This is a genomic window from Nonomuraea sp. NPDC054003, assembly GCF_055585125.1.
The window spans coordinates 1-20,269 of record NZ_JBVJKR010000023.1; the positions used below are offsets into that span (position 1 = coordinate 1).

The window sequence follows — 20,269 nt, forward strand, 5'->3', positions numbered from 1 at the left end:
ATGCAAGTGTGACTAATAGTGCTATTGCTGCTTAAATAGGATTTAGATCGCAGAGTGGTTGAACCTCATACACCACGATCTTGGACGCGGCCCTCAGTCGGTGTAGAGGCTCTCGATCAGATCGCCGTACTTGCTGTGCACCACCCGCCGCTTGAGCTTGAGGCTGGGCGTCAGTTCCTCGCTCTCGGGCGTCCACTCGGTGCCCAGCAGCGCCCACTTCTTGATCTGCTGCACCCGGGCCAGCTTCGCGTTGGCCGTCTCCACCGCGCCGCCCACCTCCTTGAGCACGTCCGGGTGCTCGGCCAGGTCGGCGAGCGTGGTGTAGGAGATGCCGCGCGACTGCGCCCACCCGGGGGCGATCTCGCCGTCGAGGGTGAGGATGGCCACCGGGTAGGGGCGGCGGTCGCCGTACGCGAGCGCCTGGCCGATCAGCGGGTGCTCCTTGAGGTGGTTCTCGATCTCGGCGGGCGAGATGTTCTCCCCGCCGGCCGTGATGATGAGCTCCTTCTTGCGGTCGACCACCCGGTAGAAGCCGTCCTCGTCGACGGTGCCGATGTCGCCGGTGTGCACCCAGCCGTCGGCGTCGATGAGCTCGGCCGTGGCCTCCGGCCGGTTGAGGTAGCCGCTGGTGTTGAGCGGGCTCCGGGTGAGGATCTCGCCGTCCTCGGAGATGCGGACCTCGGCGCCCGGCTCGGCCCTGCCCACGGTGCCCAGGCGGTAGCAGTCGGGGGCGTTGCCGGTGAACGCCCCGGTCGTCTCGGTCATCCCGTACACGTCGATGACCTTCAGCCCGAGCCCGGCGTAGAAGCGCTGCACCTCGCCGGGGAGCGGCGCGGCGCCGGTGGCGGTCCACTCCGCGCGGTCGAACCCGATCATGCCGCGGATGATCGACAGCAGCGAGCTGTCGGCCTTCTCGTACGCGGCCTCGATCTCCGGCGTCATGGTGTGGCCGTACTGTCCGGCCTCCACCCAGGCGACGCCGGCGGCCATGGCCTGGCGCACGGCGGCCTGCTGCTCCTCCGGCTGGGTGGACATGACCGCGAGCAGCCGGGCCATCATCTTCTCCCACACGCGCGGCACGCCGAAGAACAGCACGGGCCTGACCTGCCCGAGCGTCGCGCCGAGGTTGGCCAGGTCGGTGCAGAAGTAGACGTGGGAGACCTTGACCAGCGGCAGGTACAGGCTCAGCACCCGCTCGGCGATGTGCGCGTACGTCAGATAGGAGATCTGGGTGCCTTCCAGCGGCAGGTTCGCCATCCGGTCGGTGCAGGCCACCTCGTAGAAGACGTTGGCGTGGCTGAGCGGGACGCCCTTCGGCTGGCCGGTGGTGCCCGAGGTGTAGAGGACGGTGACAGGGTCGCCGGCGGTGACGGCCCGCCAGCGGGCCTCGACCGCGGCGGGGTCCTCCGCCAGCCGGGCCCTGCCCAGGTCGAGGAAGTCCTGCCAGGACATGAAGCGGTCGCCCTCCGGCGCCCCCTCCAGCATGATGATCTTGCGGAGGTCCGGCAGCCGGTCGAGCGACGGCTCCCAGCGGGCCAGCTCGGCGGGCCCGCCGATCACCGCGATCTTGGCGGCCACGTCGCCCGCCACGAAGGCGACCTGGTCCGGCGCGAACGTGCCGTAGATGGTGCAGCCGACGCCTCCGGCGTGCACCGCGCCGAGGTCGGCGAGCACGTGCTCGCTCCGGTTGACCATCATGAGCGCGACCGCGTCGCCGGGCTCCAGCCCGAGGGCCGCGAAGCCGGCCGCGATCTCCAGGACCCGCTCCCTGGCCTGGCCGTAGGTGAGGGTGGACCAGCCGTCGCCGTCCGGATCGGAGTAGGCGGGGGCGTCGGGGTATTGTTCGGCGGTCTTTCTCAACTGCTCGCACAGGGTGAGCCCGGCGATGGAACGTTCGATCTCCGCCCGCACCTCGAGGACGTCGGCCATGACACCCGCCTTCAGTCAGTAATCACTTGCGCAGCTGGGATGCATCGCACCATACGGCGCGAGTAGCGGCAAGTATCTGGAGAAGCCGTCACGTACAGTGATTATTCACGTGCTTCCTGTGACCGGAGGGTCCGGATGGGTAACGACGGCAAGACGTTCTTCGGTCACCCGTGGGCGCTTGCGACTCTGTTCGGCACGGAGATGTGGGAGCGGTTCAGCTGGTACGGGCTGCGCGCCATCCTGGCGACGTTCATGGTCGCCTCCCCCGCCCATCAGGGGCTGGGCCTGTCGCAGGAGACCGCGCAGGCCGTGGTGGGCATCTACGGCGCGCTGATCTACCTGGTGGCGCTGCCCGGCGGGTGGATCGCGGACCGGATCCTGGGCGCGCGCCGATCGGTGTTCTGGGGCGGGTTCGTCATCATGTGCGGCCACATCAGCATGGCCGTCCCGGTCTCCTCGCCCGCCTATGTCTGGCTCGGCCTGCTGCTGATCGTCCTGGGCACCGGGCTGCTCAAGCCCAACATCTCCGTCATGGTGGGCAAGCTGTACCCGGAGGACGACGACGCGCGCAGGGACGCCGGGTTCTCGCTGTTCTACCTGGGCATCAACCTGGGCGCGTTCTTCGCGCCGATCGTGGTCGGCTCGCTGGCGGCCGGCGACCGGTGGCATCTGGGCTTCGGCGCGGCGGCCGTCGGCATGGCGTTCGGCCTGCTGCAGTACACGATCGGCGGCCGGGTCAGCCTGCGCGGGGTCGGCGACCGGCCGGAGGTCCCGCTGCACCCGCACGAGCTGCGGCGGGTCGGGCTGACGGCGGCGGGGGTGGCGGGCGCGGTGGCGATCGCGCTGGGCGCGTGGGCGGCGACGGGCACGTTCACCCTCGGCCGGTTCACCGCGGTGATGACGGCGGTGATCATCGCCGTGCCGATCGCCTACTTCGGCTACATCATGCTGGGCGCGCACGACCTGAGCGAGGACGAGCGGTCCAGGATGAAGGCCTACATCTGGCTGTTCGCCGCCGCCTCGATCTTCTGGATGATCTACGACCTGGCGCCCAGCAAGCTGCTGTTCTTCGCCGAGAACAACACCGACCTGTCGCTGTTCGGCATCCCGATCCACGCGGCCACCACCCAGTCGTTCAACCCGCTCTTCATCATGATCTTCGTGCCGGTGTTCGCGGCGCTGTGGGTGAAGCTCGGCGACCGGGTGAGCACGGCGCAGAAGTTCGGCTTCGCGCTGGTCATGGTCGGGCTGAGCTTCGTCGTCATGGCGATGGCGGCGAACCTGGCGGAGAGCGGCCGGGTGTCGGTGTGGTGGCTGGTGCTGGTCTACCTGGTGCAGGTGTTCGGCGAGCTGGCGCTCAGCCCGGTGGGGCTGTCGGTGACGACCAAGCTGGCTCCGCGGGCGTTCAAGGGCCAGATGCTGGGGGTCTGGTTCATCGCGGTGTCGGTGGGCGACGCGGTCGGCGGGCAGACCGGGCGGCTCGGCGACGTGATGTCCGAACCGGCCTACTACCTGCTGCTGGCCGCGATGGCGATCGTCGCGGGGCTGGGGCTGTTCGCGTTCAACCGCAAGCTGCGCGCCATGATGGCCGAGCACCACGCGCCACCCGCGATGCCGCCGGTCCGGTAGACAGTCCAGCGTGGCAGAACTCTTCGATCTCGTCGGCATCTTCGTCTTCGCGCTCACCGGCGCGCTGATGGGGGTGCGCAAGCGTCTGGACGTGGTGGGCATGGCGGTGCTGGCGGAGATCACCGCGCTCGGCGGCGGCATCATGCGCGACCTGGTGCTGAACGTCTCCCCGGTGGCCTTCCAGAGTCTCGGCTACGTGCTGGTGCCGCTGGCGGCGGCGACCGTGGTGTTCTTCTGGCATCCGCACGTGACCCGGGTGATGCCGCTCATCCTGGTGCTGGACGCGGCCGGGCTCGGCCTGTTCTGCGCCGTCGGCACCGCCAAGGCGATGGAGTACGGGCTCAGCCCGCTGCACGCCACCCTGCTCGGCGTCACCACCGGCGTGGGCGGCGGCATGCTGCGTGACGTGCTCGCGGGCGAGATCCCCACGCTGCTGTACGACAGGCAGCTGTACGCGGTCCCCGCGCTCATCGGCTCGGCGGCGATGGCCGGGATGTCGTGGGCCGGGCTGAACGGCTGGCCGGTGGCGCTGGGGGCGGCGGTGCTGACCTTCGGGCTGCGCATCGCCGCGATGCGGTACAACTGGCGCGCCCCCCTGGCCCGCGGCGTCGGCGAATGACCGCTCAGACCATGGGGCTGAGCGCGTCCGGCCTGCGCACCGCCCCCGTCAGGCCGAGGCGCCTGGCCGTGTGCAGCCGGGTGACCGCCTCCCTCAGCACCTGGGGCGGCTGGGTGAAGGGCAGCCGCAAGTAGCCGTCCAGCGTCCCCTCCAGGCCGAACCAGGGGCCGGGCGCGATCCGTACGCCATGACAGGCGGCGGCCTCGGCGAGGGAGACGGCCGAGCCGGAGTCGAGCCGGATCCAGAGCGTGCCGCCGCCCGGCGGCACCGCGAACTCCCAGCCCGGCAACCGTGCGCGCAGCTCGGTCACGAGCGCGTCGCGTGAGGCGCGCAGCGTGCGGCGGCGCTCGGCCCTGGTCTGCGCCAGGCGCTCGAACAGCGCGGCCACGACGAGCTGCTCCAGCACCGGGCTGGCGATGTCGACCGACGCCCGGTGCTGCGCCATCCGGCGGGCGAGCGCGGCCGTGGTGCGGATCCAGCCGATGCGCAGCCCGCCCCACCACAGCTTGGACGCCGAGCCGATGCTGATCACGGTGCCGCCGGTGTCGAACGCGGCCATCGGCGCGGTGCGCGGCACCTCGTCCAGGGCCAGCTCCGACCAGGTCTCGTCGACGAGCAGGAAGGTGCCGGCCCGCCTGGCGGCGCCCACGACGGCGGACCTGGTGGCGTCGTCCATGAGCGCGCCGGTCGGGTTCTGGAAGTCGGGCATGAGGTAGGCGAGCCGGGCGGCGGCCTGCCGCATCGCGCCGGAGACCAGGTCCTCCGGCCAGCCGCCCGAGGAGACGCCGACGGACGTGACCCGGGCGCCGAGCCGGCGGGCGGCGTCGATGGCGTGCGGGTAGGTGGGCGACTCCACGATGATCGCGTCGCCGGCGCCGGCCAGCACGCCGAGCACCACCATGATGGCGTGCTGCGAGCCGGTGGTGACGAGGATCTGCTCCGGGCGGGTGGCCAGGCCGCGCTCGGTGTAGCGGGCGGCGATCCGCTCGCGCAGCACGGGCAGCCCGAGCGGGTGGTAGCCGTTGCCCATGCCGTACCTGGGCACCTCCTCGACGGCCTGCGCCATGGCCGCGCGCAGCGCGGACGGCGCGGGCGGGGCGGCGGCGTGCAACTGGATGAGGCCCTCGCCGTCGACGGCGAGCCACGGGTTGTCGGCGGTGACGGCCGGGTCGGGCAGCGCGGTCCAGCTTCCCGAGCCCTGCCTGCTCTCCAGGAAGCCGCGCTCGCGCAGCAGGTCGTAGGCGGCGGTCACGGTGGTGCGGCTGACGCCGAGCGTCCTGGCCAGGTCGCGTTCGGCCGGCATGCGTACCCGGACCGGGATCTGCCCGCCCATGACGGCGGCGCGCATCGCGTCGGCGAGCGCCCGGTAGTAGGGCCGCGCGTGCGGACCGGCGTCGACGAGCCGGGCCACCTGACCTGCCGAAAGAAACCGCATAAGGCCACTTTTCAGGATTGGCCCTGTCTTGGCAAACCGGCCATGTGCCACGGTGAGGTCATCATGAGCGAAGCGACCATCCCGCATGCCGGTTCCCTGCCCGGACGCCTGCTCCGCCTCTACGGCGGCCTGGCGCTCTACGGGGGCGGCATCGGGCTCCAGATCGAATCCGGCCTCGGCAACGGCCCCTGGGACGTCTTCCACCAGGGGACCGCGCTGTGGACCGGCCTCTCCATCGGAACCATGATCATCATAGTGGGCGCGGTGGTCATGCTGTTCTGGATACCGCTGCGGCAGCGGCCCGGCTTCGGCACGATCAGCAACGTGATCTTCATCGGCCTGTTCGCCGACGCCGCGCTCCACCTGCTGCCCTCCCCCGGGAACCCGGTCGTCGGCTGGCTCTATGTCGCGCTCGGCGTGACGTCCGTCGCGCTGGCCACGGTCCTGTACATCAGCGCCAGGATGGGCGCGGGCCCGCGTGACGGCATCATGACCGGCCTGACCAAGCTCGGCCTCTCGGTGCGGCTGAGCCGGTTCCTCATCGAGATCACCGTGCTGGCCGCCGGATGGCTGCTCGGCGGCACGGCGGGGCTCGGCACCCTGGCCTTCGCGCTCGCCATCGGACCGCTCACCCAGCTCTTCACCCGCTGGTTCCCGCTCGATTGAGGTTAGTGTCGGGGCATGCGGATCGAGGACTACGCGCTCATCGGTGACATGCAGTCGGCGGCTCTGGTCGGCAGGGACGGCTCCATCGACTGGCTCTGCCTGCCCAGGTTCGACTCCCCAGCCTGCTTCGCCGCCCTGCTCGGCAACGACCGCAACGGACACTGGTGGCTCGGCCCGGCCGGCAGGCGGCCGGCCGACCGGCGCCGCTACCGGCCTGACACGCTGATCCTGGAGAGCGAGTGGGACACCCCCACCGGCACCGTCCGGGTGATCGACTTCATGCCGCCGCGCGACGTCAACCCCGACGTGGTCCGCATCGTGGAAGGGGTGTCGGGCACCGTCGAGATGTCCACCCAGCTGCGGGTCCGCTTCGACTACGGCCGGATCGTGCCGTGGATGCGCCGCAACGGCGGCCACCTGCAGGCCGTCGGCGGCCCCGACTCGGCCTGGCTCCACTCCCCGATCCCGCTGCGCGGCGGCGACTACGCGCACACCGCGACCTTCGAGGTGAAGGCGGGCGACCGGCTGCCGTTCGTGTTCACCTGGCACCCGTCACACGAGCCGATGCCGCCCCAGATCGAGTGCGAGGACCAGCTCGTGCAGACCGAGGTCATGTGGCGCGACTGGGTGGGCGCCTGCTCCTACCAGGGGCCGGACAGGTGGCGCGACGCCGTGGTCCGCTCCCTGATCACGCTCAAGGCGCTCACCTACTCCCCCACGGGCGGCATCGTGGCCGCGCCCACCACCTCCCTGCCCGAGGACATCGGCGGCGTGCGCAACTGGGACTACCGCTACTGCTGGCTGCGCGACGCGACCATGACGCTGGACGCGCTCATCGGCTCCGGCTACCTGGAGGAGGCCGCCGCGTGGCGGGCGTGGCTGCTGCGCGCCATCGCGGGCCGGCCGCAGGACCTGCAGATCATGTACGGGGTCGCGGGCGAGCGCCGGCTGCCGGAGCTGGAGCTCGGCTGGCTCGACGGCTACGAGCGCTCCCGTCCGGTCAGGATCGGCAACCAGGCGGTCGACCAGCTCCAGCTCGACGTGTACGGCGAGGTGATGAGCTCGCTGTACCTCGCCCGTACCTCCGGTCTGGGGCCGGACGAGCGGGCCTGGTCGATCCAGCGCAAGCTGCTCGACTACGTCGAGGAACACTGGGACGAGCCGGACGAGGGCCTGTGGGAGGTGCGCGGCCCGCGCCGCCACTTCGTGCACTCGAAGGTGATGTGCTGGGTGGCCCTCGACCGGGCGGTCAAGTACGTCGAGCGGTTCGACCGCACCGGCCCGGCCGACCGCTGGCGCGCGGCGCGCGACAAGATGCACGCCGAGATCTGCGACAAGGGCTACGACCCGCACCGCAACACCTTCACCCAGTCCTACGGCTCCCACGAGCTGGACGCGGCGCTGCTGCTCATCCCCATGCTCGGGTTCCTGCCGATCGACGACCCCCGGGTGACGGGCACGGTCGCCGCCATCGAGAAGGAGCTGATGGCCGACGGTTTCGTGCTGCGTTACCCGGTGGCCGAGGACAACGACGTCGACGGGCTGCCCGGCGGCGAGGGCGCGTTCCTGGCGTGCAGCTTCTGGCTGGTCGAGGTCATGGCCATGCAGGGGCGCAAGGAGGAGGCGGCCGAGCTGTTCGACCGGCTGCTGGCGCTGCGCAACGACGTCGGGCTGCTGGCCGAGGAGTACGACCCGCGCTACGACAGGCTGGTGGGCAACTTCCCGCAGGCGTTCTCGCACGTCCCGCTGATCCACGCGGCGCGGGCGCTGTCGAAGCTCATGTGAGCCCTAGACGGCCAGCCTGGCGAGCACTTCGGCGAACTCCGGCGGCGGGGCCACGACCAGCCTCGTCTGGCCCTGCCGCAGCTCGATGTCGGCCCTGATGAGCGCGAGCCGGCCGTCGTGCCACCAGTAGACCTGCGAGCTGAGCCCGCCGGTGCGGGCGGCGTGCACGCGCAGCCGCTCGATCGCGCGCACCACGCCGATCCCGTCGACCGGGTGGACGAGCAGGGTGTACGGGTCGGGCAGGACGACCAGCGCCCCGTCGGCGGGCACCGGGAGATACTCCTCCAGCCAGCGCAGGTGGGTCGCGGCGGCCGGGGTCGCCGCGGTGAGCCGGGTGACCGGGGTGCCCGACAGCTCGACGGACTCGGTGGTCAGCCGCACGCCGAGCCGCACGTTGGACACGGCCAGCTCCAGCGCCCGCGCGGCCGGCACCGGCCAGCAGCCGGCCTCCTCGGGCCGTACCGGGCGGTCGCCGACGGCGAGCAGTTCGACCAGGTCGCCGTTGAGGTGGCGGCCCACCACCCGGGCGGGGTCGGCCACCTCACCGGCCGGCTCCACGCGGGTGGTCAGCAGCGGCCGGACCTGTTCCAGGTCGCAGTAGTCGAGCGGGCCGCCTGCCACGGCGTGCGCCAGGTGCTCGGAGACGAGCGTCGGCCAGTCCTCGCGGGCCCGGCGGACCGCCTCCCTGCGCAACCCGGTCAGCCTGACCCGGATCTCCCGGGGGCCGCGCATGGTCAGGGAGGCGCCGTCGGCCCCGAACACGCAGGTGTAGCCGAGGGACTCGGTGACGAGGGCGAGCAGCGAGTCGAGGTCGACGTCCTCCACCGACCGTCGCGAGGGCTCCTGTTGGAAGGATGGCACGCGCCGTGTCCCTTTCTGTCGGTTTTGTCCCCTTCTTGTCCTACCTTGCCTGGTCCTCGTTCCAGTAGGGGCCGGTCAGGGAGCACGATTCGGTATCAATAGCCCCAAGAGCCCCAAGCCACACACTCATCTGGGGCGATCCATGCCCTACGGGAAGCCCCGCGACGACCGGCACCCCGAGCGGCTCCAGGCGGTCACGGAGCACCGGGTAGGGATCGCCGCAGTCGACCCAGGACCCGAGCGCGATCCCCCGCACGCCCGCGAACGCGCCGGCCTGCAGGAGCTGGGTGAGCATGCGGTCGACGCGGTAGGGCTCCTCGCCGATGTCTTCGAGGAACGCGATCCGGCCGTCGAACGACGGCTGGTGGCGCGTGCCGCACAGCGAGGCCAGCAGCGACAGGTTACCGCCGGTCAGCACCCCTTCGGCCCGGCCGGGGACCAGCACCCGATCGCCCGTGACCGGCGCGGCGGCGCCGGACAGGGCCGCGAGCATCGCGTCCCAGGTGACCGGCTCGGGGCCCTGCTCGCCGCCGATCAGCACGTTGCCGGGCATCGGGCCGTGCAGCGTGGGCACGCCCAGCTCCACGGCGAACGCCTGGTGCAGCGCGGTGATGTCGCTGGAGCCGATGAGCACCTTCGGCCCGGCGGCCCGCATCGCGTCCCAGTCGATCAGGCCGAGCAGCCGGGCCGCGCCGTAGCCGCCCCTGGCGCAGAACACCGCGGACACCGCCGGATCGCACCACGCCGCCTGCAGGTCGGCCGCCCGGGCCGCGTCCTCACCGGCCAGGTAGGGCAGATCCTGGCGGTCGAGCGCGTGCGCGCCGACGATGACTTTCATGCCGAGCCCCTCCAGGCGCTCGACCCCCCGCTTCAGCACGGCGGCGTCCGCCGGGCCCGACGTGGACACGACGGCGACAGTGGCGTCATGGTGCAAGAATCCGGTTGTCTCTATCACCCGGAAAACGGTGTCACACTTACCTCTCGTATGCGACTTCCGCCCCACATCCTCGTGGTCAACGGCATCAAGGTCCGCAGGCCGGTGTTCCTGGTCGGCGCCCCGCACTCGGGCACGGACCTGCTGGCCCGCGCCCTCAAACGGGCGCCCGGGTTCCACCTGACGACGGGCCGCGCGTGCGTGGCGCACGTGGTGTACGCCTTCGCCCGCCGGCCGTCGATCGGCCGCACCTCCGGCGCGGTGCGGGTGCTGCGTGACGCGCTGGCCGAGTCGTGGCAGGTGCTGAACGGCTCGTGCGGGCTGTGCTCCGACGCCTGCCGGGAGGCGGGCGGCGTGACCAGCACCGGCCCGTGCGTGGCGACCGGCGAGGTCACCAGGTTCGGCGACGCCAGCCCCGACCTGCTCTACGCCGTGCCCGTGCTGCGGCGCGCCTTCCCCGACGCGCGGTTCGTGCAGCTCATCCGCGACGGCCGGGACGTCACCGCCGACATGCTCGACGACCCGGCCTGCCTGGCCTGGTTCAAGCCCGTGATGCTGCCGGAGGACACCGAGTTCCCCAACGAGTTCCTCGGCGTCAACCGCGACGAGCACCGCGACCGCTGGAAGACCATGCCGGTGGCCGGCAAGAGCGCGCTGCGCTGGCGCAGCGCGGTGCGGCTGAACGCGACCCTCCGCCAGGAGCTGCCGGAGGACCAGCTCATCACGGTCCGCTACGAGGACCTGGCGCTCAGACCCGCGCAGGAGGCGGCCAGGCTGTCGGAGTTCCTGGACACCCGGGTGCCGAAGGTCGCCCTGTACGCGCCCGCGCCCCGGGTGGGCGGCTGGCGCGCCCGCCTGCGGGCGGAGGACGCCGAGCTGGTGGAGAAGGTGGCCCGCCAGGAGCTCACCCGGCTGGGCTACCTGACGAGCTGAACTGGGTGCGGTAGAGCTCGGCGTACAGCCCGCCGCGGGCCAGCAACTCCTCGTGGCGGCCGCGCTCGGCGACGCGGCCGGCGTTCACGACCAGGATCTCGTCGGCCTCCCTGATCGTGGAGAGCCGGTGCGCGATCACCAGCGAGGTGCGGCCCGTCAGCGCGGTCTTGAGCGCCTGCTGCACGGCCGCCTCCGACTCCGAGTCCAGGTGGGCGGTCGCCTCGTCGAGCACGACCACGCGCGGCGCCTTGAGCAGCAGCCGGGCCAGCGCCAGGCGCTGCTTCTCGCCGCCGGACAGCCGGTAACCGCGCTCGCCGACCACGGTCTCCAGCTGGTCGGGCAGCGCCTCGACCAGCTCGCCGATCTGCGCGGCCCGCAGCGCCGCCCACATCTCCTCCTCGCTCGCGCCGGGGCGGGCGTAGAGCAGGTTGGCCCCGATCGTGTCGTGGAACAGGTGGGGGTCCTGCATGACCACGCCCACGGTGTCGCGCAGCGAGGCGAGCGTGGCGTCGCGCACGTCCAGGCCGTTGATCCGGACGGCTCCGCCGGTGACGTCGTAGAGCCGGGAGACCAGCGAGGTGATCGTGGTCTTGCCGGCGCCGGAGTGGCCGACCAGGGCGATGAGCCTGCCGGGCTCGGCGGTGAAGGTCACGCCGTCGAGCACCTGCGCCGACGGGCCGGTGTCCTGCTTGGCGACCGACTCCAGGGACGCCAGCGACACCTCATCCGCCGACGGGTAGCGGAAGCTCACGTCGTCGAACTCGATCGTGACCGCGCCGTCCGGCACCGGACGGGCGCCGGGCCGCTCGGCCACCATCGGCTTCAGGTCGAGGATCTCGAAGACCCGGTCGAAGCTCACCAGGGCCGTCATCACGTCGACGTGCACGTTCGACAGCGACGTGAGCGGCCCGTACAGGCGCATGAGCAGCGCGGCCAGGGCGACGAGCGTGCCCAGCTCGAACACGTCGCCCACGGCCAGCACGCCGCCGATCCCGTACACCAGGGCCGTCGCCAGGGCGGCGACCAGGCCGAGCGCGACCCGGAAGACGGCGGCGTACATGCCGACCCGCACCCCGATGTCGCGCACCCGGGCGGCGCGCTCACCGAAGACGGCGGCGTCGTCCTCGGGCCGGCCGTAGAGCTTGGCCACCATCGCGCCGGCCACGTTGAACCGTTCGGTGGTGACGCTGCTCATCTCGGCGTCGAGCTGCATCTGCTCGCGGGTCAGCGCCGACATGCGGCGGCCGACCCACTTGGCGGGCACGATGAAGATCGGCAGCAGCACCAGGGCGACCAGCGTCACCTGCCACGACAGCACGAGCATGGCGGCGAGCACCAGGACGAGGCTGACGATGTTGGACACCACGGACGACAGCGTGCTGGTCAGTGCCCGCTGGGCGCCGATCACGTCGGTGTTGAGCCGTGACACCAGCGCCCCGGTCTGGGCCCGGGTGAAGAACGCCACCGGCATCCGCTGCACGTGGTCGAAGACCTCGGTGCGCAGGTCGTAGATCAGGCCCTCGCCGATGCGGGCGGAGAACCACCGTTGCGCCAGGGTCAGCCCGGCGTCGACGACCGCCAGCGTGGCGATCGCCACCGCCAGGCCGATCACCACTCCGGTCCGCTTCGGCAGGATGCCGTCGTCGATGATGGCCTTCATGAGCAGCGGGTTGGCCACGACGACGACCGCGCCCGCCACCACCAGCAGCAGGAACGCCGCGATCTGCCGCCGGTAGGGGCGGGCATAGCCGGCGATCCGCCGCACCGTGCCGGGCGCGAGCCGCTGCTTCGTCACCGAGCCGTCCCGCCGCAGCGACGCCCACACTTGGGGGCCGAAACCCCCTCCCATCATCGCCATCCAGGGGAAATCCTCTCACTCCCCCAGCTAAGCGTCGCGGGGCCGTCCGTCGATTCCCTTATCAGCTTCTGGCGAAACCGCCCCGCCCCGTCAAGACTGGGCGTTGAAGAGGGCCCTGAGGCGTTCGGCCTGCTCGGCGCCCTCCGCGGCTCTCTGCTCCTCCAGGGTGCGCGCGGACGCGCCCTGAAGGAGCCGCTTGGTCGCGGCCGCCGCGTCCCGGTTGGTCGACAGCAGTTGCGCGGCCTTGTCGGCCACGGCCTTGTCGAGGTCGCCCCCCGCGACCACGTGTTCGGCCAGGCCGATGCGGAAGGCTTCGTCGGCTTCCACGATCCTGGCCGTCAGGCAGATGTCGATCGCCTTGGCCAGGCCCACCAGCTCCACCAGGGGCTTGGTGCCGGTCAGATCGGGCACCAGCCCGAGCGCGGGCTCTTTCATGCAGAACTTGACATCGTCGGCCACGATCCGCAGGTCGCAGGAGAGCGCGAGCTGGAAGCCCGCACCGATCGCGTGACCCTGCACGGCCGCGATGGAGACGATCTCGGGGCGGCGCAGCCACAGGAAACCCTGCTGAGCCTGGTCGACCAATCGCTTGAGCGAGCTGTCGTCCTGCCTGCCGGCCGAGCCGAACGAGCCCTGCCCCGACACCCCTTCTTTCGTGAACATCCGCAGGTCGATGCCTGCCGAGAAGGACGGTCCCTCACCTTTCACCACGACCACGCGCACCTGCTCCGGCAGGCCGGCGCCGATGCGTGCAAGAGCCGACCAGGTCGCGGACGTCTGCGCGTTCCGCTTGTCCGGCCGGTTCAGAGTGACCGTGGCTATCTCACCGTCCACCTCGTAGCGCAGGCCGATCTCCGCCAGCTCCTCGGCGGAAACCTCCTCCGCGTACCCCCCGCGCTGCTGTGGCGCCTTCGCGTCGCCCATCACCGCTGCCCTCCTCGCTGTACCGTCGCGCCCGAGCTTACAGAATGAGATTCTGGCCCGGGCGCGACGGCAGGCTGACTAGGGACGAGCGGCTGCGGTCGCGCGTTCCGAGGCGGCCGTCAGCGCTTGGACTTGCCCCGGGTCGCCCCTCCGCGTCCGCGCAGAGTCACCCCGGACTCGCTGAGGATGCGGTGGATGAACCCGTAGGACCGGCCGGTCGAAGCCGCCAGGGCGCGGATGCTCTCGCCCGCGGCATAGCGCTTCTTCAGATCGCCGGCCAGTTTCTCGCGATCGGCCCCCGTCACCCGGGTGCCCTTCTTCAGTGTCTCGGCCACGAGTACCTCCTGTAGTGCCGGACTTCCGCAGCGTTACTCCGCCATGATCAGTCATTTCAGCGGGATCGGCTACCTACTCCACGGGAAAAGATCCGTACCCACCCAAATTAAGATCAGGCAAGTGCCACAAGATCGGAAAATTCCTCGCTCCACGCGTCTTCAGTTCCGTCTGGCAGCAAGATCACCCTATCCGGTGACAGGGCGTCAACGGCACCCTCGTCATGGGTCACCAGCACGATCGCTCCTGAATACGACCTCAGAGCGTTGAGAACCTGCTCACGACTGACCGGATCGAGGTTGTTCGTCGGCTCGTCGAGCAGCAGGACATTCGCGCTCGACAGCACCAGCGTGGCCAGCGCCAGGCGGGTCTTCTCGCCTCCGGACAGGACTCCGGCGGGCTTGTCGGCGTCGTCCCCGGTGAACAGGAACGAGCCGAGGACCTTGCGCAGCTCGGTGTCAGTGAACGTTCCGCCTGCCGAACGCATGTTCTCCAGGACGGTTCTGTCACTGTCGAGCGTCTCGTGCTCCTGCGCGTAATAGCCGATCTTCAGCCCGTGGCCCGGCCGGATCTCCCCCGTGTCGGGCCGCTCCACCCCGCCCAGCAGGCGCAGCAGCGTGGTCTTGCCGGCGCCGTTGAGCCCGAGGATGACCACCCGGTGACCTCGGTCGATGGCCACGTCGACGTCGGTGAAGACCTCCAGGGACCCGTAGGACTTGGACAGGCCCTCCGCCATCAGCGGGGTGCGGCCGCACGGCTGGGGATCGGGGAAGCGCAGCCGGGCGACCTTGTCGCTCACGCGCTCCTCCTCGGTGGAGGCCAGCAGGCGGTGCGCGCGGCGCATCATGTCCTGCGCGGCCTTCGCCTTGGTGGCCTTGGCGCGCATCTTGTCGGCCTGTGAGAGGAGCGCGCCGGCCTGCTTCTCGGCGTTGGCGCGCTCGCGCTTGCGGCGCTTCTCGTCGGTCTCGCGCTGGGCGAGGTAGGCCTTCCAGCCGACGTTGTAGTGATCGACGACGCACCGGTTGGCGTCGAGGTGGAGCACCTTGTTGACCGTGGCTTCAAGAAGCTGGACGTCGTGGCTGATGATCACCAAGCCGCCCTGATGAGAGCGCAAAAAATCACGAAGCCACCCGATTGAGTCCGCATCTAGGTGGTTTGTCGGCTCGTCGAGAAGGAGAGTTTCCGCCCCGCTGAAAAGAATTCTCGCCAATTCCACCCGCCTGCGCTGGCCGCCAGAAAGCGTTTTCAGCGGCTGCCCGAGCACGCGGTCGGCCAGGCCGAGGCTGGAGGCGATGGAGGCCGCCTCCGACTCCGCGGCGTAGCCGCCGAGCACGTGCATCTGGTCCTCCAGGCGGCCGTACTGCCTGACGGCCTTCTCGCGGGTGCGCTCGTCGGCGGAGGACATGCCGGCCTCGGCCTCGCGCAGCTTGCGCAGCACCTCGTCCAGGCCCCTGGCCGACAGGACGCGGTCGCGGGCCAGCACCTCCAGGTCGCCCGTGCGGGGGTCCTGCGGCAGGTAGCCGACGCTGCCGGTGCGGGTGACGGTGCCGGCGGCGGGCAGCGCCTCGCCTGCCACCACCTTGGTCAGCGTCGTCTTGCCGGCGCCGTTGCGCCCGACGAGCCCGATCTTGTCGCCGGGGTTGACCCGGAAGGAGGCGTTCTCGATGAGGAGGCGCGAGCCCGCACGCAGTTCGATGTCAGTGGCAATGATCATGATTGACGAAGCACTCCCGAGCTAGGAAACGAGGGATGAGGGCGAGCGACGCCGGTCAATCGGGAGTGTGCATACGGATCAGTGTAGGGCCCGTGCCTGGAGCTCCGCCTTCGCTCGAAGCGTCACGTACGAGGGAACGCCGGGGGGCCGTCGTTCGATTCCGGCAGGTGCCGGGCGATCAGGGCCAGGTTCTGGATCGCGGCGAGGCCGTACTGGGCGGCGTCGTTGGTGCTGACGAACGGCGCGTCCCAGAGGGCGGCGGGCACGTGCGGCCCCTCGACCCGGGTCAGCCGCCAGTCGGGTTCACGTTGCAAGGGGTTGCTGTTGAGCTGGTCGCCCTCATCGTGGAAGAACCTGCGCCAGGCCAGCGCGGCCAGGTCCGCGTCGTCGAGGCGGGCGGCGGCGTAGGCGGCCAGGCGGCTGTGCGCCTGGATCAGCGAGATCCCGGTCAGCGGGCGGCCGGTCTCGGCGGCCTGCGCTTCGGGCGTGGCGAGGTAGAGGCGGCAGTAGTCGAGCCACGCCCGTTCGAATCCGGGCACGTCCAGGCCGAGCGAGAGCAGTTCGGAGCACACCTCGGGCAGGCCGAAGACCGCCGACAGGTGCGAGACCGAGACGGTGTCGCGCGAGGTGTCGAACCGGCCGGTGGCCAGGTCGAGGCGGGCCTCGCCGGTGAGGAACCCGTTGGGCAGCGCGCCGATGCCGGCCATGGTGCGCAGCAGCTTGTCCCTGGCCCGCCCGTCGCCGTAGCGCTCCCAGCGGGTCAGCCAGGCGGCGGCGAGGGCGCCCCAGTCGGCGCCGAGCCCGACCGACAGCGCCGACGGGTCCGGCGTGTAGTCGTCCTCACGCACCTTGCGCAGCGGGTCGAGCGCCGCGTACGCCTCCTCAGCTTCGGCCACCTCGTCGAGCAGGTCGCCGGTGCGCTCGTCGGCGGTCAGGTAGTAGAGGAAACGGCGGTAGGCGGCGCTGGAGATCCGCAACTGCTTGCAGCTGCACCCCCAGTGCTGCACGTTGTGCCGGCTGCCCAGGCCCTTCCACCGGCCCAGATGGTAGACGTCGACCTCGCCGGTGTGGCGGGTCATGGCCTCGGCGAAGCGGAACACGTCGGCCCGCCCGGTGCGCAGGAACTGGTACCACAGCCACAGGTCGGGCGACAGCTCGGAGTTGTCCCAGGCGTAGCCGCCGACGTCGTAGCGCCAGGTGTGCCGGTCGGCGTCGTAGGTGTGCATGACGTCGCCGTAGTCCCAGAACCCGTACCAGCGGCGCTGCTCGCGCTCGCGCGCGTACAGGTCGAACAGGAAGTCCAGGCGGTCCTCGATCGCGGCGCGGGCGGGGGTGGCGCGGTCGGGCGGCGCCCAGTCGCCGAACACGCCCGCCGCCCTGATCCGCTCGGGGCTCGCGACCAGCAGCGGCGGCTCGTTCATCGCGGCCGCGTGCGCGGCCAGGTCCGGGTGCGCGGGCGTGGCCCCGTACACGCGCAGGGTCAGCTCGTGGGTGCGGGCGATGCCGTACGGGTCGCCGAAGCCGGGTTCGTGGTCCTCGTACGTGATCTCCAGGCCTTCGAGCTGCTCGGCGAAGGTGTCCTGGCCCAGGCCGTCGTGCCAGAACCGCAGGTCCATGGCGGGCGCGGACGGCGACCAGAGCCAGACCGTGGCAGTGGCCAGGCCGGTGGCGGCGTCGCGGACGTCGAGCCTGGCCGGGTGGAGGCGCCAGAAGTCGCGCAGGCCGAAGCCGAGGCCGCCGCTCGTGCCGCCGGCGTAGCCGTACCCGGCCGAGCGGGTCCCGGACGGGATCGTCACCCACGCGTGGCCTTCGGCGGTGCGCTTGCGCAGCAGGTAGCCGTCGGCGGAGTTCTGGTCGAGCGTGTAGTCGTTCCAGGCGGGGACGAGGTGCAGGCGGCCGGCCACCTCCGGGTTGCCGACGGGCCCGCACGGGCGGCCCTCGACCTGGGCGCGCCGCACCCGCTCGCCGGGGTCGCGGCGCAGGCCGGTCAGGCCGCGCACCGCCTCGGTGAGGAAGCCGTCGCGGCCGGCCAGCCGGATGTGCCGGTCGTGGAGCTCGTCCCGCATCACGACGCCGGCCCGCAGGCCCAGCCCGGCGAGGAAGTCGCGGCCGGGGTCGCCGTCCCAGACGAACGTGTGCGCGATCCGCACGTCCTCGGCGCCCGCGTAGAAGTAGAGGCGGACGGTGAAGGGCAGCCAGTCGCCGTGCCGGCCCTCCGCCCTGATCACCGCGCGCACCGGCCCGTCCTGTTCCACGGTGACCCGCTCGATCCGTCCCGTGGCGCTCTCCCGTCGGACCGCGCCCCCGTCGTCGGGCGTGGGCCCGTCCTGGCGCAGGCTGACGAGGCGGACGTCGCGGAGGATCTCCCTGCCGTCCCGCCCGGCGGAGCGGACCAGCGTGTCCCCCGACGGCTCGATCGTCCAGGCGACGGTCCCGGTGCTCACCCTGATCAGGCCGCCCTCGCGGGTGACGGTGACGGGCACGCGCGGCGCCGCGGGCTCCCTTCCCGGTACGAGGACGTACGCGTCCTCCCCGGCGGCCGCCGCGGCGTGGGCGGACCACTTGACCGAGCCGTCCGGCCAGGTGGCGGTCACCCAGCTCTGCACCGGCACCTCTCCCCCGCCGGGGCCGGTCAGGGCGAAGGGGACGCCGGGGGCGACGGCGCCGCGCGGCCACGGCACGCCCCAGGTCACCCCCTGTCCGCCGCCCGGGCGGTCCAGCCAGCGCAGCGAGGTCTCCACTCCGGTCACTCCTTCACCGACCCGATCAGCACGCCCTTGGCGAAGTGCTTCTGCAGGAACGGGTAGAAGAACAGGATCGGCAGCGTGGCGATCACCACGACCGCGAACATCAGGCCCCTCGCGGGGAAGAACACCGTGTCCAGCGCGCTGATGGCGTTGGCCGCGTCGGGGCTGGTGAGCTGCCGGACCAGCACCTGCAGGGTCCATTTGTCGTTGTCGTTGATGTAGAGCAGCGGCGACATGTAGTCGTTCCAGATGCCCACCGCGTAGAACAGCGAGAACGTGGCGATGATCGGCTTCGACAGCGGCATGACGATCTTGAAGAAGACGCCGAGCTCGTTGCAGCCGTCGATCCGCGCCGCCTCCTCCAGGGCCTGCGGCAGCTCCTGGAAGAACGACTTCACGATGATCAGGTAGAAGGGGTTGATCGCCAGCGGCAGGATCAGCGCCCAGTAGCTGTCCAGCATCCCCAGGTCGCGCACCACCAGGTAGGTCGGCACGATCCCGCCGCCGAAGACCAGCGTGAAGACGACCAGGTTGAGCACCAGGGTGCGGCCCGGCAGGTAACGCTTCGACAGCGGGTAGGCCATGGTGAAGGTCAGCGCGACCTGCAGCACCGTCCCCACGGCGGTCACCGCGATGGTGGTGAGCAGCGCCCGCAGCATGGTGTCGTTGGCGAAGATGTACTCGTACGTGCTCGTGACGAACTTCTCCGGCCACAGGAAGAACGGCCGGGTGGAGATCTCCGCCTCGGTCGCGAACGACCCGGCGAGCACGTAGAACAACGGGAGCACGGTGACCAGCGCCACCGCGCCGAGCACGACGACGTTGAGCGTGTCGAACACACGGCTGCCGAGCGAGCTGTAGTGCTTGATCGGCGTGTTGGCAGGTTTCTTGTCGGACACGGCCGCGCGCTCCTCAGAAAAGTCCGCGCTGGCCCATGCGCTTGGCCAGCCAGTTGGCGCCGAAGATCAGGATGACGCCGGCGATGCCCTTGAACAGGCCGACCGCCGTGGCGTAGCTGTAGCCGCCCCCGGCGATGCCGACGTAGTAGACGAAGGTGTCGAACACCTCCGCCGTCGAGCGGTTCAGCGAGTTGGTGAGCAGCCAGATCTGCTCGAAGCTCTGGTCGAGGAGGTTGCCGGAGGTCAGGATCGCCATGACCACGATCGTGGGCCGGATCGCCGGCAGCGTGACGTGCCAGAACTGCCGGAAGCGGCCGGCGCCGTCCATCCGCGCCGCCTCGTACAGCTGGGTGTCCACGCTGGCCAGCGCGGCCAGGTAGATGATCGTCCCCCAGCCTGACGTCTTCCACAGCAGCTGCAGGATGACCAGCGGCCTGAACCACTCCGGCTGGGCCATGTAGTCGACCTTGGGGCCGCCGCCGGTCAGGCTGTGGATCCAGCCCGCGATCACGCCGAAGTCCACCGCGAACAGCAGGTACGTCAGCGAGAAGACGATCGTCCACGACAGGAAGTGCGGGATGTAGATGAGCGACTGCACGTACCGCTTGTAGACGCTGACCCGCAGCTCGTTCAGCAGCAACGCCAGGATGATCGGCGCCGGGAAGACGAAGATCGCGGTCAGCAGGGCGAGGAACAGGGTGTTGAAGAGCAGGCGCGCGAAGTCCGGCCCGGTGAACAGCGCCTCGAAGTGCTTGAGGCCGACCCAGGGGCTGCCGGAGTAGCCGAGGAACGGCACGAAGTCCTGGAAGGCGATGGTCAGGCCGTACAACGGCAGATATCTGAAGATCGCGAAGTAGGCCAGGCCGGGGATGAGCATCACGTACAGCCAGCGGTAGCGCGTCAGCGCCGCGCGGACCGACACCCTGCCGGATCCGTCCCGGTCGTTCTTGGGGGCCGCCTCGGTGACGGGCGACGCCAGATCGGTGGCCACGGCGGCCTCCTT

At 70.9% G+C, this 20,269-nt stretch carries 16 protein-coding genes; 5 read left to right on the forward strand and 11 right to left on the reverse strand.

Annotation, left to right across the window (positions count from 1 at the left end; genetic code table 11):
• Positions 1-93: 93 nt before the first annotated feature.
• Positions 94-1,929, reverse strand: a complete 1,836-nt coding sequence (locus ACZ6YG_RS40770; RefSeq protein WP_466020898.1) for an AMP-dependent synthetase/ligase — start codon at positions 1,927-1,929, stop codon at positions 94-96.
• A 135-nt stretch (positions 1,930-2,064) separates the two neighbouring features.
• Between ACZ6YG_RS40770 and ACZ6YG_RS40775 the strand changes: the two genes are divergently transcribed.
• Positions 2,065-3,558 carry a peptide MFS transporter gene (locus tag ACZ6YG_RS40775; RefSeq protein WP_466020899.1) on the forward strand — a complete coding sequence of 498 codons (1,494 nt, stop codon included), beginning with the start codon at positions 2,065-2,067 and terminating at the stop codon, positions 3,556-3,558.
• Between the two features lie 10 nt (positions 3,559-3,568).
• Positions 3,569-4,177, forward strand: a complete 609-nt coding sequence (locus tag ACZ6YG_RS40780) for a trimeric intracellular cation channel family protein (RefSeq protein WP_148031324.1) — start codon at positions 3,569-3,571, stop codon at positions 4,175-4,177.
• 4 nt (positions 4,178-4,181) lie between these two features.
• Here ACZ6YG_RS40780 and yczR read toward each other — a convergent pair whose 3' ends face one another.
• A complete protein-coding gene (gene yczR / locus ACZ6YG_RS40785; RefSeq protein WP_148031323.1) occupies positions 4,182-5,612 on the reverse strand; it encodes a MocR-like transcription factor YczR in 1,431 nt (476 codons plus the stop codon).
• A 63-nt stretch (positions 5,613-5,675) separates the two neighbouring features.
• Between yczR and yczE the strand changes: the two genes are divergently transcribed.
• Positions 5,676-6,278, forward strand: coding sequence for a membrane protein YczE (gene yczE / locus ACZ6YG_RS40790; RefSeq protein WP_148031322.1), 603 nt, complete (start codon positions 5,676-5,678; stop codon positions 6,276-6,278).
• Between the two features lie 15 nt (positions 6,279-6,293).
• Positions 6,294-8,063, forward strand: a complete 1,770-nt coding sequence (locus ACZ6YG_RS40795) for a glycoside hydrolase family 15 protein (protein WP_466020900.1) — start codon at positions 6,294-6,296, stop codon at positions 8,061-8,063.
• A 3-nt stretch (positions 8,064-8,066) separates the two neighbouring features.
• On the opposite strand, the gene ACZ6YG_RS40800 is transcribed toward ACZ6YG_RS40795, so the two are convergent.
• Both ACZ6YG_RS40800 and ACZ6YG_RS40805 read right to left on the reverse strand, forming a co-directional pair.
• On the reverse strand, positions 8,067-8,924 hold the full coding sequence (locus ACZ6YG_RS40800; protein ID WP_466020901.1) for a DUF1444 domain-containing protein: 858 nt from the start codon (positions 8,922-8,924) through the stop codon (positions 8,067-8,069).
• 40 nt (positions 8,925-8,964) lie between these two features.
• Positions 8,965-9,831 carry a S66 peptidase family protein gene (locus ACZ6YG_RS40805; RefSeq protein ID WP_466020902.1) on the reverse strand — a complete coding sequence of 289 codons (867 nt, stop codon included), beginning with the start codon at positions 9,829-9,831 and terminating at the stop codon, positions 8,965-8,967.
• Positions 9,832-9,909: 78 nt separating this feature from the next.
• On the opposite strand from ACZ6YG_RS40805, the gene ACZ6YG_RS40810 reads away from it, so the two are divergent.
• Positions 9,910-10,791: a sulfotransferase family protein gene (locus tag ACZ6YG_RS40810; protein WP_148031319.1), complete on the forward strand. Its 882-nt coding sequence runs from the start codon at positions 9,910-9,912 to the stop codon at positions 10,789-10,791.
• On the opposite strand, the gene ACZ6YG_RS40815 is transcribed toward ACZ6YG_RS40810, so the two are convergent.
• The 7 genes from ACZ6YG_RS40815 to ACZ6YG_RS40845 all read right to left on the reverse strand — a co-directional run bounded on the left by ACZ6YG_RS40815 (position 10,763) and on the right by ACZ6YG_RS40845 (position 20,257).
• Positions 10,763-12,649 carry an ABC transporter ATP-binding protein gene (locus ACZ6YG_RS40815; protein WP_466020903.1) on the reverse strand — a complete coding sequence of 629 codons (1,887 nt, stop codon included), beginning with the start codon at positions 12,647-12,649 and terminating at the stop codon, positions 10,763-10,765. The two genes, ACZ6YG_RS40810 and ACZ6YG_RS40815, sit on opposite strands and share 29 nt — an antisense overlap.
• Before the next feature lie 90 nt (positions 12,650-12,739).
• Positions 12,740-13,573 (reverse strand): enoyl-CoA hydratase/isomerase family protein, encoded by an 834-nt coding sequence (locus tag ACZ6YG_RS40820; RefSeq protein WP_466020904.1) that lies wholly within the window; start codon positions 13,571-13,573, stop codon positions 12,740-12,742.
• A 119-nt stretch (positions 13,574-13,692) separates the two neighbouring features.
• Complete coding sequence (locus ACZ6YG_RS40825; protein WP_020547488.1) at positions 13,693-13,908, reverse strand: helix-turn-helix domain-containing protein; 216 nt, start codon at positions 13,906-13,908, stop codon at positions 13,693-13,695.
• 113 nt (positions 13,909-14,021) lie between these two features.
• Complete coding sequence (locus ACZ6YG_RS40830; protein WP_219547720.1) at positions 14,022-15,620, reverse strand: ABC-F family ATP-binding cassette domain-containing protein; 1,599 nt, start codon at positions 15,618-15,620, stop codon at positions 14,022-14,024.
• Between the two features lie 122 nt (positions 15,621-15,742).
• The gene (locus ACZ6YG_RS40835; protein ID WP_466020905.1) at positions 15,743-18,361 is read right to left on the reverse strand and encodes an exo-rhamnogalacturonan lyase family protein; all 2,619 of its coding nucleotides are present in this window, start codon (positions 18,359-18,361) and stop codon (positions 15,743-15,745) included.
• Positions 18,362-18,366: 5 nt separating this feature from the next.
• On the reverse strand, positions 18,367-19,266 hold the full coding sequence (locus ACZ6YG_RS40840; RefSeq protein WP_222708923.1) for a carbohydrate ABC transporter permease: 900 nt from the start codon (positions 19,264-19,266) through the stop codon (positions 18,367-18,369).
• Positions 19,267-19,279: 13 nt separating this feature from the next.
• Positions 19,280-20,257, reverse strand: coding sequence for an ABC transporter permease (locus ACZ6YG_RS40845; RefSeq protein ID WP_397199076.1), 978 nt, complete (start codon positions 20,255-20,257; stop codon positions 19,280-19,282).
• Positions 20,258-20,269 lie beyond the last annotated feature (12 nt).